The 25,203-nt window shown below is 67.6% G+C and carries 17 protein-coding genes, 1 tRNA gene and 2 pseudogenes; 7 read left to right on the forward strand and 13 right to left on the reverse strand.

What is annotated here, in order from left to right:
• Positions 1-3: 3 nt before the first annotated feature.
• The 6 genes from QNO03_RS08550 to QNO03_RS08575 all read right to left on the reverse strand — a co-directional run bounded on the left by QNO03_RS08550 (position 4) and on the right by QNO03_RS08575 (position 7,120).
• The gene (locus QNO03_RS08550) at positions 4-2,610 is read right to left on the reverse strand and encodes a LuxR family transcriptional regulator (RefSeq protein ID WP_289602970.1); all 2,607 of its coding nucleotides are present in this window, start codon (positions 2,608-2,610) and stop codon (positions 4-6) included.
• Between the two features lie 337 nt (positions 2,611-2,947).
• The gene (pth, locus tag QNO03_RS08555) at positions 2,948-3,535 is read right to left on the reverse strand and encodes an aminoacyl-tRNA hydrolase (RefSeq protein ID WP_289602971.1); all 588 of its coding nucleotides are present in this window, start codon (positions 3,533-3,535) and stop codon (positions 2,948-2,950) included.
• Positions 3,536-3,601: 66 nt separating this feature from the next.
• Positions 3,602-4,210: a 50S ribosomal protein L25/general stress protein Ctc gene (locus tag QNO03_RS08560; RefSeq protein ID WP_229949702.1), complete on the reverse strand. Its 609-nt coding sequence runs from the start codon at positions 4,208-4,210 to the stop codon at positions 3,602-3,604.
• Between the two features lie 247 nt (positions 4,211-4,457).
• A complete protein-coding gene (locus tag QNO03_RS08565; protein WP_229949700.1) occupies positions 4,458-5,441 on the reverse strand; it encodes a ribose-phosphate diphosphokinase in 984 nt (327 codons plus the stop codon).
• Positions 5,441-6,973 (reverse strand): bifunctional UDP-N-acetylglucosamine diphosphorylase/glucosamine-1-phosphate N-acetyltransferase GlmU, encoded by a 1,533-nt coding sequence (glmU, locus tag QNO03_RS08570; protein ID WP_289602972.1) that lies wholly within the window; start codon positions 6,971-6,973, stop codon positions 5,441-5,443. The genes QNO03_RS08565 and glmU overlap by 1 nt, the downstream gene beginning before the upstream one ends.
• 75 nt (positions 6,974-7,048) lie before the next feature.
• Positions 7,049-7,120 (reverse strand) — tRNA-Gln (locus QNO03_RS08575).
• 164 nt (positions 7,121-7,284) lie between these two features.
• On the opposite strand from QNO03_RS08575, the pseudogene QNO03_RS14700 reads away from it, so the two are divergent.
• Both QNO03_RS14700 and QNO03_RS14705 read left to right on the forward strand, forming a co-directional pair.
• Positions 7,285-7,869, forward strand: a pseudogene (locus tag QNO03_RS14700) (TetR/AcrR family transcriptional regulator); the annotation flags it as partial.
• Positions 7,870-7,950: 81 nt separating this feature from the next.
• Positions 7,951-8,322, forward strand: a pseudogene (locus QNO03_RS14705) (NUDIX hydrolase); the annotation flags it as partial.
• Between the two features lie 71 nt (positions 8,323-8,393).
• Here the strand turns inward: QNO03_RS14705 and QNO03_RS08590 are convergent.
• From QNO03_RS08590 to rsmA, 3 genes are read right to left on the reverse strand one after another with little or no spacing between them, the layout of a single operon-like run.
• Positions 8,394-10,286: an ABC-F family ATP-binding cassette domain-containing protein gene (locus QNO03_RS08590; protein ID WP_289602973.1), complete on the reverse strand. Its 1,893-nt coding sequence runs from the start codon at positions 10,284-10,286 to the stop codon at positions 8,394-8,396.
• 6 nt (positions 10,287-10,292) lie between these two features.
• On the reverse strand, positions 10,293-11,249 hold the full coding sequence (locus QNO03_RS08595; protein ID WP_289602974.1) for a 4-(cytidine 5'-diphospho)-2-C-methyl-D-erythritol kinase: 957 nt from the start codon (positions 11,247-11,249) through the stop codon (positions 10,293-10,295).
• 19 nt (positions 11,250-11,268) lie between these two features.
• The gene (rsmA, locus tag QNO03_RS08600) at positions 11,269-12,153 is read right to left on the reverse strand and encodes a 16S rRNA (adenine(1518)-N(6)/adenine(1519)-N(6))-dimethyltransferase RsmA (RefSeq protein WP_289602975.1); all 885 of its coding nucleotides are present in this window, start codon (positions 12,151-12,153) and stop codon (positions 11,269-11,271) included.
• A 299-nt stretch (positions 12,154-12,452) separates the two neighbouring features.
• On the opposite strand from rsmA, the gene QNO03_RS08605 reads away from it, so the two are divergent.
• On the forward strand, positions 12,453-13,613 hold the full coding sequence (locus QNO03_RS08605) for an XRE family transcriptional regulator (RefSeq protein WP_289602976.1): 1,161 nt from the start codon (positions 12,453-12,455) through the stop codon (positions 13,611-13,613).
• Between the two features lies 1 nt (position 13,614).
• Here QNO03_RS08605 and QNO03_RS08610 read toward each other — a convergent pair whose 3' ends face one another.
• Positions 13,615-14,706: a resuscitation-promoting factor gene (locus tag QNO03_RS08610; protein WP_289602977.1), complete on the reverse strand. Its 1,092-nt coding sequence runs from the start codon at positions 14,704-14,706 to the stop codon at positions 13,615-13,617.
• 364 nt (positions 14,707-15,070) lie between these two features.
• A complete protein-coding gene (locus tag QNO03_RS08615) occupies positions 15,071-16,000 on the reverse strand; it encodes a TatD family hydrolase (RefSeq protein ID WP_289602978.1) in 930 nt (309 codons plus the stop codon).
• A gap of 144 nt (positions 16,001-16,144) precedes the next feature.
• Here QNO03_RS08615 and QNO03_RS08620 point away from each other — a divergent pair, with 144 nt between their 5' ends.
• The 3 genes from QNO03_RS08620 to QNO03_RS08630 are packed head-to-tail and all read left to right on the forward strand — an operon-like array spanning position 16,145 to position 20,948.
• On the forward strand, positions 16,145-17,215 hold the full coding sequence (locus QNO03_RS08620) for an AAA family ATPase (protein ID WP_289602979.1): 1,071 nt from the start codon (positions 16,145-16,147) through the stop codon (positions 17,213-17,215).
• A 44-nt stretch (positions 17,216-17,259) separates the two neighbouring features.
• Entirely contained in the window at positions 17,260-18,600 is a 1,341-nt protein-coding gene (locus tag QNO03_RS08625) for a DUF58 domain-containing protein (protein ID WP_289602980.1), read from the forward strand.
• Positions 18,597-20,948 carry a transglutaminase TgpA family protein gene (locus tag QNO03_RS08630; protein ID WP_289602981.1) on the forward strand — a complete coding sequence of 784 codons (2,352 nt, stop codon included), beginning with the start codon at positions 18,597-18,599 and terminating at the stop codon, positions 20,946-20,948. The genes QNO03_RS08625 and QNO03_RS08630 overlap by 4 nt, the downstream gene beginning before the upstream one ends.
• 25 nt (positions 20,949-20,973) lie before the next feature.
• Here the strand turns inward: QNO03_RS08630 and QNO03_RS08635 are convergent, their stop codons facing one another.
• Together QNO03_RS08635 and rsmI are read right to left on the reverse strand one after the other, a co-directional pair.
• Positions 20,974-22,455 carry an NAD-dependent succinate-semialdehyde dehydrogenase gene (locus QNO03_RS08635; RefSeq protein ID WP_289602982.1) on the reverse strand — a complete coding sequence of 494 codons (1,482 nt, stop codon included), beginning with the start codon at positions 22,453-22,455 and terminating at the stop codon, positions 20,974-20,976.
• A gap of 114 nt (positions 22,456-22,569) precedes the next feature.
• Positions 22,570-23,460, reverse strand: coding sequence for a 16S rRNA (cytidine(1402)-2'-O)-methyltransferase (gene rsmI / locus QNO03_RS08640; protein WP_289602983.1), 891 nt, complete (start codon positions 23,458-23,460; stop codon positions 22,570-22,572).
• Between the two features lie 55 nt (positions 23,461-23,515).
• On the opposite strand from rsmI, the gene QNO03_RS08645 reads away from it, so the two are divergent.
• On the forward strand, positions 23,516-25,186 hold the full coding sequence (locus tag QNO03_RS08645; protein WP_502874568.1) for a dolichyl-phosphate-mannose--protein mannosyltransferase: 1,671 nt from the start codon (positions 23,516-23,518) through the stop codon (positions 25,184-25,186).
• Positions 25,187-25,203: the final 17 nt, after the last annotated feature.

Raw genomic sequence — 25,203 nt, forward strand, 5'->3', positions numbered from 1 at the left:
TTCCTAGGCCAGGATCTCGGCAAGTTCGGAACGCCCGGAGACGTGGAGCTTCGCAAAGATCTTTCCCAGGTGCCACTCGATGGTTCGGGGCGATAGGTTCAACTCCCCGGCGATCTGCGTGGTGGTGGCCATCGTGACGGCCCGGTGCGCAAGATCCGCCTCGAATGCGCTCAATCCGGCCAGAGTTTCCGCCCGTCCGCCGACGTGCTGCATGGACCGCAGACTGGCGTTTGCCAGGGCGCGGGCGGACCTCGCCAGCGCCCTGCGCTCCCCCGGACTGCCGTGCACCGCGCTTTCCTCCGCCGCGAGGGCGGCGCTACGGCACAACAGGTGCTGTCCAAGGTTCCGGAAACCCTGTGCGGCGTTTACGAGCAGGGAAGGATCATCGTGAAGGACGCCGGCGGCGAAGTCCGACACCAGGGAACCGAACCTTCCGCCGGCGTCGTCCGCTGCCGCGAGGAGGTCCGCGGCCGCCTGCCGGTCCCCCGACTGGACGGCTGCCGCCAGGAAATGGAGCGCCGGCGCCGCGTAACCTGCAGCCCGGGCGGACCCGGCTTCCTCGCGGAGCCGCCTGCAGCGGAGCCCGGCATCGTTGTTCCCGGCCTGGAGAGCGAAATAGCGGATCAGGAATCCCCGGAAGTAGCCGGAGTCTTGCTTCGCGTTGTGTGCCTGGTTCAGGCTTTCGCCGGATTCAGCGTGCCGCTCCCGGTTGAGGTAGGCGGACAGGGTGCGGGCAAGTGGGAGCATGTCCTGCGGATCGTGGACCCTGAGCTGCCCCATGCCGCCGGTAAGTGCTTCCCGGGCGGCACCGTCCTGCCCCTGCCAGGCGGCCAGGACCGCCACCGCCAGTTCACCGGCGCTGCCCGCATAGGAAGGCCGGATTCCGGTCTTGTCGAAGGCCTTGACGAAATCCGCTGCCCGGTCGAGCTCGCCCGAAAGGACATAGGTATCGAAGATGCGGGTGCAGACTTCCGTGGCGTTCCCTGGACCGAGGGCATAATCCTTGGGCGCCCCCAGCTGCGCGAGAATATCCAGCGCTTCGCTTGTCCGCCCGGACAGGGCCAGGATATTCGCCGACAGCGCGGCGGCATGTATCCGGGTGGAGGGTTTCAGCTCCGCTTTCCCGGACAAGCCGAAGAGTTCGTCCGGAACCTCCCGGACACGGCCCCCGTCAGCGGCAAGCCTGCTGTGCGCCAGGATCAGGGCCGCAGCCAGCTCCGTCTGGTCCCCTTCCGCCGGGCGGGATCCCTCCACTGCCAGCAGCGGCTCCAAAGGGTCACCGGCTCCCGGCACACGGGCCAGCGTCTGGCTGTGCAGCAGCTGCAGGGGCACGTAGCCCGCCCGCTCCTGAGGGGACAGCCGCGGTTCGATCTGTTTGAAGGCGGCGAGTGCTTCCGCCAGCTTCCCGGCTCCGTGCAGGGCACGGACCTCTTCACAGACCAGCTCCTGGCTGCGCGTCCCGACGGGCACCGCGCGGACAAACCGGAGGGCGGCGGCCCCATCCGCCCGTTCGTTGGCCGCACGCGCCGCACGGAGGGCCACGGACGGGCCGGGCTCCTCACCGCAGCACAGGGCCCAGCCCACGTAGGCGGTGAGTTCCCCTGCTTCCAGCCCGGCGGGGTCCATCCGGGACGACATGTCCTCCCACAGTTCCCTTCTCCGGCCCGGTGCCATGCTCGCCGCTATGACTGACCCCGGGGTTCCGCCGCTTAGCCGGACCCGCGGCGGGTTGCCGGCCACGGAGATCACCTGCTGCTCCTCGAGGGCATCAAGGGCCGCGGCCGGGACCAGTTCCAGGGCCCGGGGCAGGGGCAGGGTGATGCACAGCGCCAGGACCTCCACCAGCTGCCGTTCAGGGGCATCCAGCCGGGCCAGAACTGTGTCCACGACTTCACTGACCTCACCGGTGCGGGTGAAGGGGGCCGTGCGGACCCAGGTGTTTTCCCTGCGGACCAACGTCCCGGAGTGGACCTGGGCGTTGGTCATGAGCCGGATTAACCGCGGGCTGCCCTCGGTTTCCTGCCACATGGTGGCGGCCGCAAGCCCGGAGACCGCCGCGCCCAGTATCTGCTGCATCAGCTGGCGGGTCTGCCGCTCGGTGAGCAGCGCGAGATCAACCCTCGCCAGCAGCCCTTCGCTCCACAGGCGCACCAGTTCGGGGTCGGCTTCCCAATGGACGGAAGCAGCCGCCACCACGGCGACCGTCCCGCGCCGCAGCAACTGGGACAAGGCCATGATGGTGAACCGGTCCAGCCTGTCCGCGTTGTCCACCGCCACCAGGACGCGCTTTCCCCCGGCCCGTGCCACGAAGGAGCGGCTAAGATCCTGCAGCAGCTTCACAGGATTGTGTGCCGCGACTTCAGGCAGTCCGCTGATCAGGTAGGCCAAGGCTCCATACGGTGTCTCGGCGGCAATAACGGTGCCCCGCACCGGGACGATGTGGAAGTCGGCCTGGAGGCGGCCCGCCACGGCGTTGAGTACCGCGGTCTTGCCCACTCCGGACCGTCCGAGGATCACTGCTCCTGCGCCGCCACCGGCGAGTGCGGAGCAGAGCTCATCAATGATTTCCGCACGCCCTACAAGCTCAGCTACGGTCGACGCACTTTTCATCAGCCAGCCCACGCCCCCCCACAACGCCCGCACCGGATCCGGGTTCCGGACACCGGCTGCCTTTGGTAGCAACTGCTTAGTGGACTGGAGCATACGCCCGGCCCGGGGCAGCGTCTAGATGCGGGAGGGAGCGGCGGGACGCGGGAACAGAATAAGGGACCGACGCCGGGATGGGGGTGGCCCAGTCTCGGAGGCCTCCCGACGTCGGCCCCGCTTTGGGAGCCCTTCAGGCTGGTTCCATTTTAGGCCGGGTAACGGAACCGAAACAATGGTTCCCCGCTATTCGGGACGCTGGAAAACTACTCCATTCTGCCCCGCTGATACCTAGGCCAAAGAGTCAGGACCCGGCGCCGTGGAATTTCTGCTGGGCGGCCGTCAGCCCCTCGGTCAGTAGGAGTTCGACAGCGTCCGCAGCATCGCCGACGAGGAACGGAAGTTCCTTCGCCTCGGTCCCCGAGAAGTCCTTGAGTACGTAGTCGGCGGTGTCCATACGTCCCGGGGGACGGCCGACGCCCACCCGGACCCGCAGGTAATCCTTGGTGCCCAGGGCTTTGCTGATGTCCCGGAGACCGTTGTGGCCACCCTCTCCGCCGCCGCGCTTGAGCCGGACGGTGTTGAAGGGGATATCGATCTCGTCGTGGACCGCCACCACCTGCTCCGGGTCAATATCGAAGAAGCGGGCCAGAGAGGATACGGGGCCCCCGGACAGGTTCATGTAGGTCAGCGGCTTCGCCAGCACCACGCGTGGACCGCCGATGCCGAGGCGTCCTTCGACGATGGAGGCGTGCGAGCGGTGGACCTTGAACTTTCCGCCCATGCGGAGGGCCAAATCGTCCAAAACCATTTGGCCGACATTGTGCCGGTTACGGCTGTAGCCGGGCCCGGGGTTCCCGAGCCCGGCTACAAGCCAGGTGTTGCTGTTCACTGCGGGTACTGCTCCTTCGATGAGAACCGGACGGCTCCGCTGCGGGGAGCAGACCCCGGAAGTGAATTACGCTTCAGCGCCAACTTCAGCAGCTGCAACAGCAACCTGCTCGTCGGACGGAGCGCCAAGGTCCTGCACGGTGGGCTCGGAGATGTTGATGATCATGGTTTCGGGATCCAGCAGGAGCTCGACGCCGGCAGGCAGTACGAGGTCCGAGGCGTAGATGTGCTCGCCGGCCTTGCGGCCTTCGATGCTGACCACGATGGTTTCCGGCAGGTTGGTGGCGTCGGCAGCAACCAGGACCGTGTTGGCTTCCTGGTTGTAGACCGAGTCGCCTGCAGCCAGTTCGCCTTCAACGTGGATGTTGACCTCGACCTCGACCTTTTCGCCCTTACGGACGGTCAGGAGGTCGATGTGCTCGATGATCTGCTTGATCGGATCGCGCTGGATGTCGCGGGCCAGGGCCAGGTGGGATTCGCCGTCGACGTCGATTTCCAGCAGGGCGTTGGAGGTACGGACAGCCAGCGTGGTGGCCTTGGCCGGCAGCAGGATGTGCATAACATCGGCGCCGTGGCCGTAGATGACTGCCGGGATCTGGCCGGCGGCGCGGGCCTTGCGGGCTGCACCCTTGCCGAACTCGGTGCGGGCGGTTCCTGCGAGCTTCTGCTCAGACATTGCTACTCCTGTAAGTGGTGTTCCGTGGTTGCCTCAGGCGCCGGTTTCGGAACACTCCACCGTACGGACCGGAGGGTCCCTGTGTACGGCCAGAAGTTGCCAGCCACCGTCGATAACGGAGTTTGGCCGGAATTCTCCGGGCCGCTCCCTCGCCTAGGCATCGGTCTCAATGCTACCAGCACAACTCCGCCCGCCCGAACCCCTGTTATTCCGGGTCCGGGCGGGCGGTGGATCAAACGGACAGTGCCTAGGCCTTGCCGTCGAAGAGGCTCGTGACGGACCCGTCTTCGAAGACCTCTTTGATGGCCCGGGCGATCAGCGGTGCGATGGACAGCACCGTCAGCTGGTCGAAGCGCTTGGCGGCCGGGATCGGCAGGGTGTTGGTGACAACTACTTCACGGGCACCGGACTCGGCCAGGGTACGGGCTGCCGGATCCGAGAACACGGCGTGGGTGGCCGCGATGATGACGTCCTTGGCACCGGCTTCCTTGAGGACGCGCACGGCGCCGGCGATGGTGCCGCCGGTGTCGATCATGTCGTCGATCAGCACGCAGGTACGCCCCTCGACCTGTCCCACGACCTGCTTGGATACAGCCTGGTTCGGGACGGTCAGGTCGCGGCTCTTGTGCACGAACGCCAGCGGCGAGCCGCCGAGGCGCTCCGCCCACTGCTCGGCAACACGGACGCGGCCGGTGTCCGGGGAGACCACCGTGACGTTGGAGACATCCACGCGGGTGCGGATGTAGTCGGCCAGCAGCGGGATGGCCATCAGGTGGTCCACGGGGCCGTCGAAGAAGCCCTGGATCTGTGAGGTGTGCAGGTCAACGCTCATGATGCGGTCCGCGCCGGCGGTCTTGTACAGGTCGGCAATCAGGCGGGCGGAAATCGGCTCGCGGCCGCGTCCCTTCTTGTCCTGCCGGGCGTACGGGTAGAACGGGGAAACCACGGTGATGCGCTTGGCGGAGGCCCGCTTCAGTGCGTCAACGGTGATCAGCTGTTCCATCAGCCAGTTGTTCATCGGCGCCGGGTGCGCCTGGATGACGAAGGCGTCGGTGCCGCGGACACTCTCGCCGGGACGGACATAGATCTCACCGTTGGCGAAGTCGTAGGACGCCAGCGGCAACAGCTCCGTGTCAAGACAGCGGGCGATCTCCTCGGCCAGTTCCGGGTGTGCCCGGCCAGTGGCAAGGACAAGCTTCTTTTCACCTTGTGCGGTGATCTCGCTGCTCATTAATGATCGCTTTCTCGCGTGGGGGAATCAGTATCGGCGGAAGAGGTTGTGGAATCAGTGGCCGTAGCGGAAGCGTTGGCCGCGGCCGCCGCGTCGGCTGCCGCGGTGCCCGGACGGTTGGTCAGCACCCAGCCGTCGAGGTTGCGCTGGGGCGCCACGTTGATGGCCAGGGAGCCGGCCGGGACGTCCTTGCGGACCACCGTTCCAGCTCCACTGTACGCGCCGTCGCCCACCGTGACGGGGGCTACATACATGTTGTCGCTGCCCATGCGTACGTGGGACCCGATGGTCGTATGGTGCTTGTTCACGCCGTCGTAGTTTACGAAGACGGACGCGGCACCGATGTTGGACTGCTCGCCGATTGTGGCATCCCCCACATAGGAAAGGTGGGGAACCTTGGACCCGGCGCCGATGTTGGCGTTCTTGGTTTCCACAAAGGTGCCGATTTTTCCGTCCGCACCCAGTACGGTTCCCGGACGCAGGTAGGCGAAGGGCCCAACGCTGCTGCCGGCGCCAAGGACGGCATTGCTGCCGTGGGTCCGGACCACGCTTGCCCCCTCCCCTACGGACACGTCCGTCAACGTGGTGTCCGGCCCGACGACGGCGTCCCGGGCGATGGTCGTGGCGCCGTGCAGCTGGGTGCCGGGCAGGATGGTGACGTCTTCGGCCAGGGTAACGGTCGAGTCGATCCAGGTCGTGGACGGATCCACCACGGTCACGCCGGCCCGCATCCATTTATCCAGGTTGCGGCGGTTGTGTTCGGCGTTGAGGGCGGCGAGCTGGACGCGGTCGTTAGCGCCTTCCACCTGCCATGTGTCGTCAGTGGCAACGGCGCTGATGCGGCCGCCGGCTGAGCGGGCGATGCCCAGGACATCGGTCAGGTACATCTCTCCCTGCGAGTTGGAGGTGGTCACCGATGCCAGCGCGCTGCGCAGGACTGCGGCGTCGAAGGCGTAGATGCCGGAGTTGATTTCGCGAACGGCGCGCTGCTCGTCGGTGGCGTCCTTGTGCTCGACGATGCCGGTGACCGTGCCGTCTTCCGCCCTCAGTACGCGTCCGTAGCCGGTGGGATCCGCCAGCCGGGCGGTGAGGACCGTTACGGCGTTGCCGTCCGTTTCATGCACCGCGACCAGGTTGCGCAGTGTCTGGGCTTCGAGGAGCGGGGCGTCCCCGTAGGTCACTACGACGGTGCCTTCCAGCCCGGCGGCGGCGTCCAGCTGCGAGAGCGCCACCTGGACCGCGCGGCCCGTGCCGGGGATCTCGTCCTGGTCAACGATGACGGCGGCCGGCGCATGTGCGGCGGCGTGTGCCGCCACCATGTCGCGTTCGTGCCGCACGACAACCGCCAGGAAGCGGGGGTGCAGCTCCTGTGCCGCGGCGAGGGCATGTCCGAGCATCGAAATGCCGCCTACGGGATGCAGGATTTTCGGGGTCCGGGACTTCATTCGTGTACCGGCCCCGGCAGCAAGGACGATCACCGCCGACAAACTGCCCGGAGGGTTTCCGCTGGATCGGGCATCGTTGGTGGTCACGAAATGGCGCTCCTTGGTGGTCCGGCCGGGGTATATCTGCTGTGCGGCAGCCTTTCACAGGCACACTGCATAGCGTTCCGCCCATAGGATTCGAACCTATACTCCACGGCTCCAAAGGCCGGGGTGCTGCCATTACACCAGGGCGGATCATGTGCCTGGCGAGCCACGCACACAAGAGTTTAGTCTGCCACGGGAGCCGATGCGGACGCGAGTTGGGCTGCGGCTGTGCGGCGGCGTCGACGGCCCTCCAAGGGACACGTGGGTAGACTGGTCCGGTGGTAAAGACTCCCGCCGGCGGAACGCGCCTGCGCATGACCGGCGTCCAGCGGCGCGCCCAGCTGATCGAAGTGGCACGCGGGCTCTTTGCCCTGCGCGGACTGGACGGCGCCACCATCGAGGACATTGCGGCCGCGGCCGGCGTGTCCAAACCGGTGGTCTACGAACACTTCGGTTCCAAAGAAGGCCTGTACACCGAGGTGGTGGACATTGAGTTCCGCCGCCTGCTGGACGTGATGACCGAGTCCCTCAGCGCCGACGCCGGTCCCCGGGTCCTGCTGGAACGTGCCGCCTACGCCCTGCTGGACTACATCGAAAAACACACCGACGGTTTCCGGATCCTCACCCGGGACGCGCCGCCGTCGCAGCCGGAGGGAACGTTCTCCACCCTGCTGTCCACGATCACCCGGCACGTGGAACACATCCTGTCCAAGGAGTTCGGCAGCCGCGGCCTGAGCGCCGAGGTGGGTGGCATGTACGCGCAGATGCTGGTGGGCATGGTTGCCATGACCGGCCAGTGGTGGCTGGATACCCGCTCCCCGGACAAGGCCGCCGTGGCTGCGCATCTGGTGAACCTGTCCTGGAACGGCCTTGCGGGCCTGCAAAAGGATCCCCGGCTTTCCCATATGCCGCCGGATCTGGACGGCGCCCGCGCCGGCGGTGACGGCACCGCCGTCCTTCGGCTTTCGGCGGTCCTGGTCAGGGACGACGCCGGCCGCATCCTGCTGGTGCGCAAGCGCGGCACGTCGCGCTTTATGCAGCCGGGCGGAAAACTGGAGCCCGGGGAGACCTTCGTGCAGGCCGCCGTCCGGGAGGTACGCGAAGAACTTGGGCTGGCCGTTGCCGCAGAGGATCTTGAAGATCTGGGCAGCTGGTACGGTCCGGCCGCGAACGAGGAAAACACCTCCATAGACGCAGGCCTGTTTGGCTGGACCCTGCCCGCAGGCAGCGCTCCCCCGGCCGCCGCTGCGGAGATCGAGGAAATCCTCTGGGCCGCACCTGCGGACGCGGCGGAACGCAGCGACCTCTCCCCGCTGCTGAGCGAGTACCTCCTGCCGCGACTGCTGGGCTAGCTGCCGCTTTCTCCTGCCACTTTGGGATTCTGCTGCCGGTTTAACCCGGCAGCAGAACCGCACGCTGGGCCCTATTCGAGGATCTCCGACGCCTCGAGCCACTGCATTTCGAGGTCCTCCTGCTCGGCCGCGACGGCCTGCAGCTTGGCGTTGAGCTCGCCGATCAGTTCAAAGTCGGCGCCGCCGGACTTCTGCGTCGCCTCATTCATCTGGGTGTTGATCTTCTCGGCCTGCGCGGTGAGCTTGCTCAGCTGGCGTTCGATCCGGGTCAGGTCCTTCTTCGCGGCCCGCTTCTCGGCTTCCGAAGCACCCGAACCGGCCAGCGCCGTCGCCGTTCCGCCGCCGGAGGGTGCAGTGAAGGCGGAGGAACCGCCGGGACGGGAGGACCCTGCCGCAGCCGCACGGGCCGCCTGCGAAGAGCCCCGCGCTGCAGTCGACGCGGACGAGTTGGCCGCCAGCGCCTCGTTACGCAGTTCCAGGTACTGGTCCACGCCGCCGGGCAGGCCGCGCAGCTTGCCGTCGCCGAGCAGTGCCATCTGGTGGTCGGTGACGCGCTCGAGCAGGTACCGGTCGTGCGAGACCACCACGAGGGTTCCAGGCCAGCCGTCCAGCACGTCCTCGACCGCGGCAAGGGTGTCCGTGTCCAGGTCATTGGTGGGCTCATCGAGCATCAGCACGTTGGGTTCGCCCACGAGCAGGCGCAGCAGCTGCAGCCGGCGGCGCTCACCGCCGGAGAGCTCACGGACCGGAGTCCACTGGCGCTGCTGGTTGAAGCCCAGCTGCTCCACGAGCTGCCCGGCTGAAACCTCCTTGCCGCCGACGCTGAAGACGCGCTTCTCGTTTTCGATGACCTCGATGACGCGCAGGTCCGCGACCTCGTCGAGCTCCTTGACCTCCTGGGTGAGCACGGCGGTCTGCACGGTCGTGCCGCGCTTCAGCCGACCCTTGGTGGGCTCGATTTCGCCGTTGAGCAGACGCAGCAGAGTGGTCTTGCCGGCACCGTTGACGCCGACCAGGCCGAGCCGCTCACCGGGTGCCAGGCGCAGGGTGATGTTCTTGAAGAGTTCGGTGTCGCCCAGGGTCAGCGACACTTCCTCGAGGTCAAGCACATCCTTGCCCAGGCGCGCAGTGGCCATCTTGTTCAGTGAGAGGGAGTCGCGCGGTTCGGGGACGTCGGCAATCAGGTTGTTCGCGGCCTCGATGCGGAACTTGGGCTTCGCGGTGCGGGCCGGGGCACCGCGGCGCAGCCAGGCCAGTTCCTTCTTCACGAGCTGCTGGCGCTTGCCCTCGATGACGCCGGCCATGCGGTCGCGCTCGGCGCGGGCCAGCACGTACGCTGCGTAGCCGCCGTCGAACGGGTCAATCACCGCGTCGTGGACTTCCCACGTGCGGGTGCAGATTTCGTCCAGGAACCACCGGTCGTGGGTAACCACGAGCAGGCCGCCGGCATCGGAGCGCCAGCGGGTCTTCAGGTGCTTGGCGAGCCACGCAACGCCTTCCACATCCAGGTGGTTGGTGGGCTCGTCCAGCATGACGACGTCGTCGTCGCCGGTCAGGAGCTTGGCCAGTGCCACACGGCGCTTCTGCCCGCCGGAGAGCGAGGAAACCCGGGCGTTCCAGTCCACTTCCTGGATCAGCCCGCTCATCACGTCGCGGATCCGGGCGTTGGAAGCCCACTCGTAGTCTGCGGCGTCACCGACGATCGCTTCGCCGACGGTGAGGTCGCCGTCGAGCACGTCGGACTGGTCCAGATAGCCAACGGTGACGTCACGGCGGCGGGTGACCCGGCCCTCATCGGGCGTCTGCCGTTCGGCCAGCAGGCGCATTAGGGTGGACTTGCCGTCGCCGTTGCGGCCGACGACGCCAATGCGGTCCCCCTCTTCCAGGCCCAGGGAAACCCCGTCGAGGATGGTGCGCGTGCCAAAGGAAATGCTGAGGTTTTCAGCACCAAGCAGGTGTGCCAATCGGTACTACTTTCTGTACGTCTGAGGTGCGGTGGTGTCGGCAGCCGCAACGGCACCCTCGGCGGGTCCGTAAACGGCCAGTGCAGCGTGGCCCTCCGCGCGCAGGGCGGCGGCCAGGGCGGACGCTGCGGTTTCATCGGTTGCCAGGAAGGCCAGGGTGGGGCCGGATCCGGAGACCATGCCCGCCAGGGCGCCGAGCCGGGTTCCCGCTTCCAGCACGGATGCGAGTTGGGGGGCGAGTTCCAGTGCTGCCGGCTGCAGGTCATTGACTAGAACGCCTGCCAGCGCGGCGGTGTTCCCGTCGGCCAGGGCGGCGAGGATCACCGGGTCCACTTCGGCCGGCTCGGGGACATCCGTCCCGGCGCGGAGGCGGTCGACGGCGGAATAGACCTCCGGGGTGGAGAGCCCGTACGGCGCCGGAACCAGGACCCAGTGCAGCGGCTGCGGTGCCGGTACCGGGGTCAGCCGGTCCCCCACGCCCAGCCCGGCGGCGGCGCCCCCGAGCAGGGCGAACGGCACGTCGGCTCCCAGTCCGGCCGCCAGCTCCGCCAGTTCGGCCGGGTCCAGGCCCGTGTTCCACAGTTCGTTGCAGGCCACCAATGCGGCTGCGGCATCGGCTGAGCCGCCGCCCATTCCGCCCGCCACCGGCACCCGCTTAGTGATGTGCAGATGGACGCCCGCATGCTTCCGGCCGGCGCGGGAGGCGACGGCCCGGGCAGCCCGGGCAGCCAGGTTGTCCCCGTCCAGCGGGATGCCGCCGTCCGGGAGGCGGTGGTCGGGATCGCTGAGTGTCAGCCGGATCTCGTCCCCTGCCAGCGCCGTAGCGGTGACCTCCTCGAAGAGGGACACGGCCAGGTACACGCTGGCCACGCTGTGGTAGCCGTCCGCACGGGGCGGACCCACCCGGAGGGAGACGTTGATCTTGCCGGGGGTCCGGACACTAACGGAGCGCGTTTGCGGCATTGCTTCGGTTCCCTTGTCCTCAGGCAACGAGCGGCTTCCGGGCCTCGGCAATGCGGGCGAACGCGGCGATGTCCAGAACCTCGCCGCGGGCACTGGGATCCACGCCCGCAGCGCGCAGCGCCTTTTCCGCTTCGGCGGGGCTGCCCGCCCAGCCGGCCAGAGCGGCACGCAGGGTCTTGCGGCGCTGGGCAAAGGCGGCATCAATGACGGCAAATACCTCTTCCCGGGTGGCACGCGTCTGCGGCGGCTCGTGCCGGACGAATCCCACCAGCCCGGAGGCAATCTTGGGGGCGGGCCAGAACACGTTCATGCCAATGACTCCGGCCTTGCGCATCTGCGCATACCAGGCTGCTTTCACGGACGGCACGCCGTAGGTCTTGGACCCTGGTTTGGCGGCCATCCGGTCCGCCACTTCGTCCTGGACCATAACCAGGCCGTGCCGCAGGGACGGGAAGTGCTCCAGCAGGTGCAGCACCACCGGGACCGCTACGTTGTACGGCAGGTTCGCCACCAGCGCGGTGGGTTCCTTGGGCAGTTCCTTAATCCGCATGCCGTCGCCGAGCACAACGTGCAGCCGGCCGGCCGCTTCCGGACGCCGTTCAGCCACGGTGGACGGCAGTTTGCCGGCAAGGACGGGATCGATCTCCACGGCCACCACTGACTCGGCTGCGTCGAGGAGTCCGAGGGTCAGCGACCCGAGCCCGGGTCCAACTTCCAGCACGGTTTCATCGGGAGCGATATCAGCCGCAGCCACAATCCGGCGGATGGTGTTTCCATCGATCACGAAGTTCTGGCCGAGGGTCTTGGTGGGGCGGACCCCGAGTTCCTCCGCCAGCGACCGGATGTCCGTGGCACCAAGGAGTGCGGGGACAGGTGTTCGGGGGGCAGGTTCGGATTCACTCACCCAGTAATACTAGCCGAGCGGGCACCGCAGCCGGCTCCGGGGGCCGGGGTGCGGCAGGCCGCCGGCACGGTCCGCGGGACGGCATTCCCGGCGCCCGCCGCGGCTATCCCGCAGCCGGAAATGTAGTTCGCTGTTTTGCCTGCGATTAGGCGCTGCTCCTCTGCCCGCAGCCGGACCCGGCCGGTAGCATCGAATGCATTGCCGGCACCGGTGACAGTGTGCCGCATCCGGGATCGGCGGAATCTGCCATGGGTAAATCATTCGGTGACAAGCTTCGTTCTGAGCGCCAGAAACGCGGCATGACGCAGGCTCAACTGGGAAGCGGAACCTTCCGGCCACGGGAGATTTCCCTGCTGGAGACCGGGCTGAGGGAACCCGTTTCCGGTGCCATCCAGCTCCTCTCTGAACGGCTCACGTCCCGCAGCACGCTGGACGGGCACCGGGGAGTGGAAGCGACGCCCCTCTTCCTGGAACTCTCGGCCCGCCAGGCCGAGGATGAGCGCGATTACGCCGCCGCTAGTGCGCTGGCAGGAACAGCGGCGGAAGCAGCGCTGGCAGCCGGCGATCCCCACACCTGGTGGGGCATGACCTATCTGGCCGCCCGTTGCCTCTGCACCCTGCATGCCTACCGGGAGTGCATCGGAAAAGCGTCGCTGCTTTCCAGCCATCCGCTGGCCGCGGATCCCGGTCTCCACGCCCAGGCCGAGACGCTGCTCGCCACCGCCTACCAGGGCACCGGAGAACTGGACCGGGCCATTGCCCATGCGCGCACCGCCGTAGAGGGGGTACCGGCAACCGGTGGAGCCGTTTTCCTGGAAGCCTGCGAGGCACTGGTGTCCGCCTTGGCCGAAGCGGGCCGGCTGGACGAAGCCTGGAGCTATTGCCGCACCTTCGTACTGCCGCTGCTGGAAACCGGGGTGGACCGCCAGACCAAGGGCAAAGCACTGTGGGCCGCAGGCAATGTGGCTTTCCGCCGCGGGGACGTCTACACCGGACTTCTGCACCACCGGGCTGCGGCCGCCCTGCTGCAACCCGGTACCGACGTCGAACTGTGGGCCCGTTTCAACAGTGCCACGGCGGCCATGCGGCTTGCCGCGGGTATCCACGACGATGAAACGCTTGCCTGCATAGAACACGCCGAGGCGGCCATGTCGGTGGTCGGCCTGTATGGACCCGAACGGCTGGAGCCGGCGCATAGCCGTGGACTCTGGCTGGACCTGAATGGCGAGCATCTGAGGGCGGTAGGCATGCTTTCGGATGTGTATGCCCACCGGGACGAGCTTTCTCCGCAGGACTCGGGCGAACTGGCACTCCACCTTGGCCTGGCCCTGGCCCATACCGGCCGGCCCGACGCCGGATCGGCCTGCCTGGTGGACAGCGAACAGTCCTTCCGCTCAGCCGGGGCCCGGGACCGCGCCGCACATGCGGCGGCGCTGGCCCACGAGCTGGCAGCCGGCTGAGCTAGCGCAGCCCCAGCTTCGAGGAGCAGGAAGGCCAGTGACCCCATCCACCGTTGGCGCGCAGCCGCTCAGCCACAGCGATCTGCTGCTCCGGGGTGGCATCGCTGGCAACCGGCGCGTACGCTCCACCGCCGGCCCCGAGCCAGCTGGACTGGCTGAACTGCAGGCCGCCGTAGTAGCCGTTGCCACTGTTGATGTGCCAGTTTCCACCGGATTCACACTGGGCAAGGGCAGCCCACGTTCCGGACGCCGGTGCTTCTCCGCCGCCGCCGGCAGCAGGGGTGGCCGGCTTAGCCTCAGGGCGCTTCTTGGTGCCCTTGGCAACTGCCTCGGCCACCGGTTCCTTGGTAACGCTGTCCTTCAGGAGGGAGCGGGAAACTTCCTTGCCGTCCACGAGGGTCACGGAGAAGACGCGGGAACGCTCACCGTTCACGCCGGCAGTGGTGACCTTCTTCTCCCCCTCCAGCAGGTCCGCGTTGGGGACCTCGGAGCTGGTGAAGGGGACCGGCTCGGTCACGGTCTGCTCAACACCGGCGGCAATACGCGTGACCTTCAGACCCATGCCATTCACCAGTGCCGCGCTCCTCGGCGCCGACACCCGGTCGGCCGCCGCGAGGCTGACGCCGGATTCCTTCAGCAGGTCCCTCACGGTCGCCGCCGTGGTGCTTCGCTCGTGGGTCTGCCCGTCCACCGTGACGAACACTGTCTTGGGAGTGGAGATTGAAATGCTTCCGTCCAGCCCGGCCAGCGAGGTATCCAGCGGGGCGGACACAGCGGAGCGTGACGAGACCCGGAGCTCCGAGACCAGGTCGGCGACTGTCTCGCCCGTGGTGTGGACAGTGGTTCCGTTGCCGTCCACCATGACGTCGACGGCGCGTGCACGCTGGACTTCGATGGTGGCCCCGTCCTCCAACGCGGCTGTGGGTTCCGGCGTTACCCGGTCCGCGGTCCGCACGGAAACGTCTGCCTTGGCCAGGACATCGGCAACGGTGCCGTCGAAGGTCTGCACCTCCTGGCTTTCGCCGTCGACCGTCAACACCACCGATTTGGTGGCACCCACATAGGCAACGAGCCCGAGCAGGAGGCACACCATGACGGTTGCCTGTCCGAGAAGCTTTACCCCACGCCTTGCGAGTGAACTGGCCACGAAATTCCAAACGCTCAGAGAATCCGGGCACGGGGACTTAGAGCGCCGTCATATTCCGGGCCTCCCGCCGGAGGGCGGAAAACGGACACGGTCAGGCACAGGCATAGCGGACCCCGTGTCTGCAGCCGGTGACTGCTGCGGACATAGAGGTACTGCTTATAAAGGTAATAGTCCGGATGCCTTCCCCGACCCCGGCTAATTGCTCCCTACCGTAACCGAACCGTGATCTGAGGGCAAACGGGGTTTTCAGCCGGTGCCGGAGGCGGTCCGCAGGGCAGCACGGGCGCGGCGGGCCGGTGCCGCCCGGTCCCTAGGCCCAGGAGCCGTAGGCGCGGACGGTATTGGCCGCCAGTCCGGCGCCCAGTTCGGACAGATCGGCATCCAGGCGGCTGGCCATGGAGCGCACCGTGTAAGGCACCATGTAGCTGGCGTTTGGCCGTCCGCGGTGCGGGTGCGGAGTAAGGAACGGTGCGTCGGTTTCCACGAGGAGCAGGCTGCGGTCCGCGGCCGTGAGCGCCTCGTGGAGGTTGTGCGAATTCTTGAAGGTGACGGTGCCTGAGAAGGACAGATACCAGCCGTTGTCGTTGCAGATACGTGCCAGTTCGCCGTCCCCGGAGAAACAGTGGAACACCACCGTCTCCGGGGCGCCCTCCTCCTTCAGCAGGCGCACGACGTCGTCGTGGGCGTCACGGTCGTGGATCTGCAGGGCCAGTCCAAGGCGCTTGGCAATGTCGATATGCCGGCGGAACGAATAATGCTGCTGTTCCCGGCCGTCCTCCCCCGTCCGGAAGTAGTCGAGTCCGGTCTCGCCGATGGCCCGGATCCGCGGGTGGGCCGCGAGTGCCTCAATTTCGGCCAGCGCCTGCTCCAGCGTCCCCTGGGCCGCCAGCACGGGCGCGTCATTGGGATGGATGGCCACCGCACCGAGGAGGCGTGGATCTGCATCAACGGCGGCAGCGGTGAAGCGGGAGGACTCAAGGTCGGTGCCCACCTGGATGGCGCCCTGGACGCCTGCGGCCTCGGCCGCATCAAGCGCATCGGCGAGCGCAACCGCGAAGTCGCCGGTGGCGCCGTCGGCTGGGAAATCGAAGTGCGTGTGGTTATCCATCACGGGCACGGGCAGCGGCTCGGGGGCCGGAGGATAGCCTTTGCCCTTGTGCCGGAGGGGTCCGGCACCTTCAACTGGCGGCAGGTAGGCCGGCGGTGTGCTGCCCGGGACAAATCCACTTCGATTATTCATGTTCTTAAGCCTAGGTGAGCTAGTAGCCTGAACAGACAAACTGCCGTTGAAGCTGACGTTGGAGTTTTCGCTGCTCCGACTCCGCCGCCGTACCGGTGCGGCTGGTGATGCTGCAGCTGCAACCGCCGAATATGGAAGGTGTCCATGGACGCTCCGATCCCCTCTGCCTCAGCAGCGTCCCTGAACGGCTTCCCCTCTCCGCGTGCCGCCACCGTCCTCCATTCCTCCTCCGCTTCTCCCATGGTCGACGCGGAATCCTTCCAGACGGCCGCCGAGGGAATCCTTGCCGCCGTCAACACGGTGATCGACGGCAAGGAGGAGGCCGCGCGGCTGGTACTCACGGTCCTGCTGGCCGAGGGGCACGTGTTGCTTGAAGACGTTCCCGGTGTCGGCAAAACGATGCTTGCGAAGACCCTGGCCCGCACCATTGACTGCACCGTCAGCCGCATCCAGTTCACTCCGGATCTGCTTCCGTCCGACGTCACCGGGGTCTCCATTTACAACCAGGACAGCCACCTGTTCGAGTTCCGCCAGGGCCCGGTCTTCGCGAACGTGGTGATCGCGGACGAAATCAACCGTGCCTCTGCCAAGACGCAGTCCGCCCTGCTGGAGTGCATGGAAGAGCACCAGGTCACCGTCGACGGCGGCACGCACCGGTTGTCCGCACCCTTCATGGTCGTGGCAACGCAGAACCCGATCGAGATGGAGGGGACCTATCCCCTGCCCGAAGCCCAGCGGGACCGGTTCATGGCCCGGCTGTCCCTGGGTTACCCGGATGCCCGGTCCGAAGCCGAGATGCTGGAAAACCATCAGGCCGGCTCACCGTTGGAGAGCATCACCCCTGTGGTCGGGGTAGGTGAAGCCTCGGCCATGATCGCCCGGGTCCGGAACGTCTACGTGTCGGACGCCATCAAGGACTACACCGTTGCGCTGGGCCGGGCCACCCGCGAACATCCCGATCTGCGGCTCGGTGCCAGTCCCCGCGCACTCCTGCAGCTCCTGCGTGCGGCCAAGGCTTATGCGGCACTGGAGGGCCGCGATTTTGTCCTGCCCGACGACGTCGCGGGGCTCGCCGATCCTGTCCTCGGCCACCGGCTCCTGCTGCAGCGCAGGGCTGCCGGAGCCGGTGAAAGCGCAGCCGGCGTTATAGCTTCCATCATTGCGTCCGTCCCGGTGCCTCGCACGGCCGCTGCGCCGGAGCGTCTGCACCGCTAGCTGCACCCGACAGTTCCTGCCGCACCTTCGAGCGAAAGGCCACCATGGAACCCGCCTCCGTCACGAGGTTTTTCACCCCGCGGGGCTGGGGCCTGCTGGCCGCCGGGGCCGCAGCGTTCCTCGGAGCTGCGGCGCTGGGGCGCAGGGACCTGTTGGCGCTGTCCATCCTGCTAATCGGGCTTCCACTCCTGGCCGCCGCCCTGCTGCGGCTGGTCAAGCCCGGTTTCGACGTCGAACGGACCTTCACTCCGCCGTTGGTGGAGACAGGCACGGCGGCTACCGTCGCACTGCGCGTGCGGAGCCGGGGCGCCTCGGCGTCGGCTGCAGCCATGCGGGAGGGACTGCCGTTCCGCTTCGGACCCAGCCCGGTGTTCCGGTTTCCGTCCGGCTACGCTGCAGGGGATGGACTCAGCACCTATGAATACCGGCTGAGGTCCAGCCGCCGCGGACTCTACGACATCGGCCCGGTAACCGCGGACTTCACCGATCCCCTGGGCCTGGCCAGGACCGTGCATACCTTGGGTGGAACGGACCAGCTGGCGGTGGCCCCGGCACCGCTTGAACTCCCGGCGTCGTCGTTGTTCGGGGCTCCGGGGACTGACGGCACCACGCCGAGCAGGCGCCGCGGAACGGCAAGCGAAGATGACGTCTCGACCCGGGAGTACCGGCACGGGGACCCCATGCGCCGGGTGCACTGGGCCGCAACGGCCCGGCACGGCGAGCTGATGGTCCGGCAGGAGGAACCGGTCACCGCTCCCACCGCATCCATCCTGCTTGACCAGCGGTTCCTCTCCTATGCGGACGGCTCCGTACCGCCGTCCGATACCGGGGAGCTGGTGACTTCGGAAACGTTCGAGTGGGCGGTTTCCGCCGTCATCTCCTGTGCCGTCTTCTTCACCGAAGCCGGTTACAGCGTGCGCTTTACCGATGAGCTTTCCCGTCCCGGGCTCGCCCGTTCTCCGTCCGCGGTGGACGGCGGAGCCGCCGGATTCCGCGGTACGGACGGGGTGCAGAACCTTGCCGAGGGGCTGGCCGCCCTGGGACTGGAGCCACCGCCTTCGCCGGCAGCCCAACCCCCGGGCACCGACCCTGCGCCGTTTTTGGCCTTGGACGGTTCGGGCCACGCGCCCGGCCCCCTGCTGGTTATCGCGGGACGGATCAGCACAGCGGAAGCCGCCACCCTGGCACCGGCATCCCGCTACGCCCGCCAACCGCTGGTACTGCTGGTCACCGAACGGCCGGCAGGGCTGCGCCCTGTCTTAAAAATCCTGCGGGAGGCAGGCTGGATTGCCGCGGCGGTAACGCCGGCGACTTCGGTGCCGGCAGCGTGGTCCCTCCTTGACCAGGACCGGCCTGGCCTGCACGCAGCCGGGGAACTCGTATGAGCGCTGTGCTGACGCGGCCTGGGGCAGCTCCGCAGGAGGGCCGGCTTCCTGATCAGGCCTCCCCTCCCCAGGATGGCCGCGGTGCTGCCAATCTGGGGGTCGGGGCGGCTGCCGCCGCGGCTGTGATGCTGTGTTCGCTCAGCGTGCACGGGGTGATCGCCGGATGGTCCTGGCTGGTGCCGCTGCTGCTGACGGTGCTGCTTCCGCTGGCGGCCACTGCAGGCGCCCGCCGGCTGAGGGTACCCCAGCCGTTCGTTCCGGTGGCCGGCATGGCTGTCCTGGCCTGTACGCTCACCTGGCTGTTCGCGGCCCAGGAGTCGTTCCTGGGGTTCCTGCCCGGGCCGGGTACCCTCGCCCGGGCCGATGCGCTGCTGGCGGAGGCGCGCACCGTGGTGATCACAGAGGTCACCCCCGTGCAGCCGCTGCCGGGCATCCTGTTCCTGTGCTGCGCGGGAATCGGCCTGGTGGCGGTCCTGACGGATACCCTGGCGGCAACGCTGCGGATGCCGGCCACAGCCGGCCTGGGCCTTTTCGCGGTCCTGATGATCCCCGCGGTGTTGAAACCCGAGAGCCTGGGAACCTGGTACTTCCTCCTCGCAGCCGCCGGATACCTGCTGCTGCTTGCTGCCGGGGCCCGGCGGGAGCAGCACCGCGCCGGAACCCGTGTTCCTCGGACCTGGCTGGCCAGGGGAACCGCAGTTTCGGCGTCGGCCCTGGCCTTGGCCCTCGTGCTTCCGGCGGTCCTGCCGGGATTCACCGGCGGCGCGTTCCCGGAAGGCACCAGATTCAACTTCTGGTCCGGCAGCACCGGCTTGAACCCGGTTGTCACGCTTGGTAACGACCTTCGCCAGCCCCAATCCGCGGGGCGGATCACTTATGCCACCTCCTCAGACGAGCCGGTGTACCTGCGCTCCACCACGTTGGAGGATTTTTCCGGTGACCGGTGGGCTCCTGACGTTCGTGCGGACGAGCGCCGGGAGGGCGTGCCCCAGATTGCGCAGGGTACCGGGCAGGCTCCCGGGTCCCGGGGCGCTCCGGTGGTGACAAGGATCAGCTCCGAGACGTATTCAAGTCCCTGGCTGCTGGCCCCCTACTTCCCGCTGGGGTTCACCGGCGCCGAAGGGAACTGGTCCTGGGACCCCAAGACGATGACCGTGCTCGACGACGAATCAGACGGTGCGGCCATGCAGGACTACCAGGTCCTGAGTGTTTCCGCGGAGTTGACCCCCGAGCAGTTGGCGGCACTTCCGGAGGCCGACCGTGGAAGCGTCGATTCCGTGTTCACGGACCTGCCAGAGGATCTTCCCGCGAACATCCGGGAAGCCTCCGACGACGCGGTCGGGGATGCTTCCACCCCTTACGCCAAGGCCATGGCGATCCAGGGGTACCTGCGCGGTCCGGAGTTCTCCTATTCGCTGGAGGCTCCAGTGGACGGCGGTTACGACGGGAACGGCATGGGGGTCCTGTCCGAATTCCTGGAGCACAAGGCCGGCTACTGCATCCATTTCGCTGCCGCCATGACCGTTATGGCGAGGAACGAAGGCATTCCGAGCAGGATGGCACTGGGATATGCCCCGGGGCGCAGCACCGGGCAAACTCCGGTCGGGACCGGACCCAACGGGGAAGCGCTGCGCGAATTCGAGGTTGATTCAACTGACGCGCACGCCTGGCCGGAGCTGTACTTCGAGGGTGCCGGCTGGGTCCGTTTCGAGCCCACACCGTCCCGGGGATCGGTCCCGGCGTATGCCCTGCAGCAGCGCACGCCTTCCGATGCCACCATCCACGACGACGACGATCCCCGGGCCCTTGACGCGCTTCCGACCGCACCGGCCGCCCCGCAGGAGGGGCCGCTGGCACCCGAAACCGTGCTGGAACCGGGCACCGCCGGCGGGACCGCCTGGTTGGGCGCGCTGCTGGGAGTGCTGGCTGCCGCCGGTGCCGTCCTGACTCCCTGGGCGATGCGGCGGCGCCGCCGGACGGTCCGGCAGCGGCATGCAGCCGCCGGACCGGACGGTCCCCGCACGGGGCCGGTCTGGGATGAACTCGCGGATCTGGGAACCGACTACGGATATCCCGGCCGGAGGTCCGACACACCCCGGACATATGCCCTTCGGCTGGCCGGAGAAGCCGGCCTCTCCCCGCGGGCCGAGGAAGCGCTGACCCGGATCCGCCGCTCGTTCGAGGAAGAAGCCTATGCAGGTGCCGGCCGCGGCGGACGGGCACCCGCTCCCACCTGGGCGGACCTGCAGACCGTGCGGGAGGAACTGGACCGGGGTGCGGGCCTGCCGGCCCGGCTCCACGCCCGGTTCCTCCCGCCGTCGCTCGCCCTGCGCTTCCGGCGCGAGTGACCGCGCGGCCCGGTGGGCGCAGGAGCTATCCGGCGTAGGGGTCGGCGATGCCGATGTACTGGGTGTACAGGTATTCCTCGATGCCTTCGGCACCGCCTTCACGGCCCAGGCCGGATTGCTTCACGCCGCCGAAAGGGGCTGCCGCGTTGGAGACCACTCCGGCGTTGAGTCCGAGCATGCCGGACTCCAGCTTTTCGCCGATCCGCAGCCCGCGGTTCAGGTCGCGGGTGAAGACGTAGGAAACCAGGCCGTATTCGGTGTTGTTGGCCAGTGCCACTGCTTCGTCTTCGGTGGAGAAGGTGACGATCGGGGCCACCGGCCCGAAGATTTCCTCCTTCAGGATCCGGGCCTCCGGGGCCACGTTCTTCAGGACCGTGGGCCGGTAGAAGTACCCCGGCCCGTCCACCGGTGACCCGCCCACCACGGCCACGGCGCCGCCGTCGACCGCTTCGCTGACCAGGGCGTGCACCTTCTCCCGTGACTTACCGTCAATCAGCGGCCCGATTTTGGTGTCTTCCTCAGTTCCGCGGCCGGTAGTCATGGCACCCACCCGCGCCGCGAACTTTTCCGCAAACTCTTCCGCCACCGTGTCCTGGACGATGAAACGGTTGGCTGCGGTGCAGGCCTCTCCCATGTTCCGCAGCTTCGCGGTCACGGCACCGTCCACGGCCTTGTCCAGGTCTGCGTCTTCGAACACGAGGAACGGTGCGTTGCCGCCCAGTTCCATCGACGTACGCAGGACGTTTTCGGCCGCATCGCGGATCAGGCCCTGGCCCACCGGGGTGGACCCGGTGAAGGAGACCTTCCGCAGGCGGGAATCCTTGAGGATGGGTCCGGTGACCTCACCGGCCGAGGTGGTGGGGACCACGTTCAGCACACCGGCCGGCAGCCCTGCTTCGAGCATTACCGCGGCGAAAAGCTGGGAGGTCAGGGGGGTGAGCTTGGCCGGCTTAAGCACCATGGTGCAGCCGGCCGCCACGGCGGGGGCGATCTTGCGGGTCGCCATGGCCAGCGGGAAGTTCCACGGGGTGATCAGCAGGCAGGGCCCTACGGGCTTCTTGTTCACCAGCAGGCGGGACTTCCCATCCGGGGAGGTGCTGTAGCGGCCGGAGATCCGGACGGCTTCCTCGGAGAACCAGCGCAGGAACTCGGCGCCGTAGGCCACCTCGCCGCGGGATTCGGCCAGCGGCTTGCCCATTTCCAGCGTCATCAGGAGGGCGAAGTCCTCAGTGCGTTCCGTGACCAGCTCGAAGGCACGGCGCAGGATTTCGCCCCGCTTCCGGGGGGCGGTCCGGGCCCAGTCATCCTGCGCGGCAGCAGCGGCGTCCATGGCGAGCGCACCGTCTTCGGTGGACGCATCGGCAATGCTGAGGAGCACCTTGCCGGTGGCGGGATCTTCGACGTCGAACGTACGGCCGCCCGACGCGTCCCGCCACTGCCCGTCAATCAACAGGCCGGTGGGGACCTGTGCCAGCAGTTCGGCTTCACGGTCTGCGGGAATACCCATGGGGAATGCCTCCAAAGTTCATCGGATCCATCACGGGCAGCCTGCCCGCTGTTTCCTTCACCGTAGGCTTCCGGGGTGATGTCTGTAAATGCGGCCGTCACGGCCGCCGCCGGGTCAGCTGCGCGCTTCCAGCACCGCGGAATAGAGTTCGCGTTTGCTGATCCGTGCGTCCTCGGCCACTGCTGCTACGGCGTCCTTCAACCGGATGCCCTGCTCCACCAGGGAATTCACGGCACCCACGTGGTCCGCTGCCTGTTCAGGTGCAGCGTCCGGGGCGCCTTCCACCACCACCGCAATTTCGCCGCGGACATCCCCTGCCTCGGCCCATTCCAGCAGCTCCCGCAGGGGTCCGCGCAGCACCTGTTCGTGCAGCTTGGTCAGCTCGCGGGCGACGGCGGCACGCCGGTCACCCCCGAACGCCGCATCCAGGGCGCGCAGCATCGGTTCGAGGCGGTGCGGGGCTTCGAAGAACACCATGGTCCGCTGTTCACCCGCCAGCTTCGCCAGCCGGCCGCTGCGTTCGCCCGGTTTCCGCGGCAGGAAACCTTCGAAGCAGAACCGGTCGGTGGGCAGGCCGGAAAGCGCGAGGGCGGTCAGCACCGCGGACGGCCCGGGCGCGGCAGTGACGGTGAGGCCTTCGGCCGCCGCAGCCTCCACCAGGCGGAAACCGGGGTCCGATACTGCGGGCATCCCGGCGTCGGTCACCATGAGGAGGGTGGCGCCTCCGCGGACCATTTCCAGCAGATCTGCGGTACGTGTTGCCTCGTTGTGTTCGTGGTAGCTGATGATCCTGCCACGGGTGGTAATGCCCAGGGCAGTCACCAGCCGGTGCAGCCGCCGGGTGTCCTCAGCGGCGATGATATCGGCACTTTCCAGCAAGCCGATCAGCCGGTTGGTGGCATCCCCCATGTTGCCGATGGGTGTTGCCGCCAGGACGATCTGTCCGGGACCTGCGCCGCCGTCCTTTGAGGTGCCTGCGGTGCTGCCTGTCATGCTGCTTGTCATACTGCCGGTTTCCTTGCTCGAGTCCACCCTCTAACCCTACGCGACAGGCTATAGAGTGGGGCGCGTGAGTCTCTCCGGTACCTCGACGACCCGCCGCGGGGCGCAGGCCCGGGTTGAGTCCCCGCAGCATGCCTTCACCTACGAAGCCCTGCGGAACCGGCTGCTGGGAAGTGCCCTGGTGCCGCTGGGACCGGCAGGCTGGATCCTGCCGCTGGTGATGGCCGTGCTGGGCGGTGTGCTGCGGTTCACCCGCCTGGGTGAACCGGGCGAGCTGGTTTTTGACGAGACCTATTACGTCAAGGACGCCTACTCGCTGCTGCAGTCCGGCTATGAACGCGCCTGGCCCGAAGACGCCAATGAATCCTTTGCCGCAGGACGGCCGGAGATCCTGCTGGATGAGCCCGAATACGTCGTGCATCCGCCGGTGGGCAAATGGATGATCGCCCTTGGCATGGCGCTCTTTGGCTCGGACAACTCTTTCGGCTGGCGCTTCGGTGCAGCCCTGACGGGCACCCTCACGGTCCTGCTTCTGGCTCTCATCGCCAGCCGGTTGTTCTCCTCGGCCCTCCTGGGCGCGTTGGCCGGGTTGTTCCTCGCCGTGGACGGACATCATCTGGTCCACTCCCGCACCTCCCTACTCGACGTCTTCCTGACCTTCTGGATCGTGGCAGCGTTCGGCGCCCTGCTCCTGGACCGCCGCGACGGCCGGCTGCGGCTGGCCCGCGCACTCGCCGGACGGGCGGGCCGGGCCGGGCCGGACTCCCCCGCCCGGCCCCCGGGCGGACCGCGGCTGGACGCGCCGTGGCTGCTGTATGGGCCGTGGCTGCTCTGGCGCCCCTGGCGGATTGCCGCGGGCGTCTGCCTCGGCCTGGCGGTTGGCACCAAATGGTCCGCTCTTGCGTTCGTGGCCGTCTTTGGACTGATGACCGTGCTCTGGGACGTCAGCGCCAGGCGGGTTGCCGGCGTCGTGCAGTGGGAGTCAGCCCTGCTCCGGGACGGGGTGCCGGCCTTCCTGACCCTCATTCCCACCGCTCTGATCACCTACCTGGCCAGCTGGACCGGGTGGCTGCGGTCGGAGGACGGATACAACCGGCAATGGGCCGAGCAAAACCCGGAAAGCGGTTGGAGCTGGCTGCCCGCCCCGCTGCGGTCCCTGGCTGAATACCACCGCAGCGCCTACGCCTTCCACAACGGGCTCAGTTCCGAGCACAGCTACTCATCGTCCGCCTGGACCTGGCTGTTTATGGGCCGGCCCACCTCGTTCTACTACGAGTCCGCTGCGGAGGGCGAGTCCGGGTGCGCCGTGGACACCTGCTCCACGGCCGTCACTTCCGTGGGCAATCCCCTGGTCTGGTGGGGTGCAGCCCTGGCCCTGTTGGTGGTGCTGTTCTATTGGGCGGGCCGGCGGGATTGGCGGGCCGGTGCATTGCTGGCCGGAGTGGCGGCTGGCTACCTGCCGTGGTTCGCCTATCCTGAACGGACCACTTTCTTCTTCTACGCGGTGTCCTTTGAACCGTTCCTAGTGCTCGCCCTGGTGTATGTGCTTGGCCTGATACGGGGCCGCCGCACCGACAGTGCGCGGCGTCGGCGGATAGGGCTGCTGGTGATTTGCTGCTTTGCCGCAGGGGTCCTGGCCCTCTCGGCATATTTCCTGCCGGTCTGGACGGCGGAAACCATCCCGTATTCTGGCTGGCGGCTGCGTATGTGGATGCCCAGCTGGATTTAGTCTCATTACCCATGTGC

Source organism: Arthrobacter sp. zg-Y877 (genome assembly GCF_030373105.1).
In the GTDB taxonomy this organism is placed as follows: domain Bacteria; phylum Actinomycetota; class Actinomycetes; order Actinomycetales; family Micrococcaceae; genus Arthrobacter_B.

Bases quoted from the DNA above. Each gene is read 5' to 3' on its own strand.
- QNO03_RS08550 (WP_289602970.1), bottom strand. From the start codon at position 2,610: ATGAAAAGTGCGTCGACCGTAGCTGAGCTTGTAGGGCGTGCGGAAATC.
- QNO03_RS08560 (WP_229949702.1), bottom strand. From the start codon at position 4,210: ATGTCTGAGCAGAAGCTCGCAGGAACCGCCCGCACCGAGTTCGGCAAG.
- QNO03_RS08565 (WP_229949700.1), bottom strand. From the start codon at position 5,441: ATGAGCAGCGAGATCACCGCACAAGGTGAAAAGAAGCTTGTCCTTGCC.
- QNO03_RS08595 (WP_289602974.1), bottom strand. From the start codon at position 11,249: ATGCCGCAAACGCGCTCCGTTAGTGTCCGGACCCCCGGCAAGATCAAC.
- QNO03_RS08605 (WP_289602976.1), top strand. From the start codon at position 12,453: ATGACGCAGGCTCAACTGGGAAGCGGAACCTTCCGGCCACGGGAGATT.
- QNO03_RS08610 (WP_289602977.1), bottom strand. From the start codon at position 14,706: ATGGTGTGCCTCCTGCTCGGGCTCGTTGCCTATGTGGGTGCCACCAAA.
- QNO03_RS08615 (WP_289602978.1), bottom strand. From the start codon at position 16,000: ATGAATAATCGAAGTGGATTTGTCCCGGGCAGCACACCGCCGGCCTAC.
- QNO03_RS08620 (WP_289602979.1), top strand. From the start codon at position 16,145: ATGGACGCTCCGATCCCCTCTGCCTCAGCAGCGTCCCTGAACGGCTTC.
- QNO03_RS08625 (WP_289602980.1), top strand. From the start codon at position 17,260: ATGGAACCCGCCTCCGTCACGAGGTTTTTCACCCCGCGGGGCTGGGGC.
- QNO03_RS08630 (WP_289602981.1), top strand. From the start codon at position 18,597: ATGAGCGCTGTGCTGACGCGGCCTGGGGCAGCTCCGCAGGAGGGCCGG.
- QNO03_RS08635 (WP_289602982.1), bottom strand. From the start codon at position 22,455: ATGGGTATTCCCGCAGACCGTGAAGCCGAACTGCTGGCACAGGTCCCC.
- rsmI (WP_289602983.1), bottom strand. From the start codon at position 23,460: ATGACAAGCAGCATGACAGGCAGCACCGCAGGCACCTCAAAGGACGGC.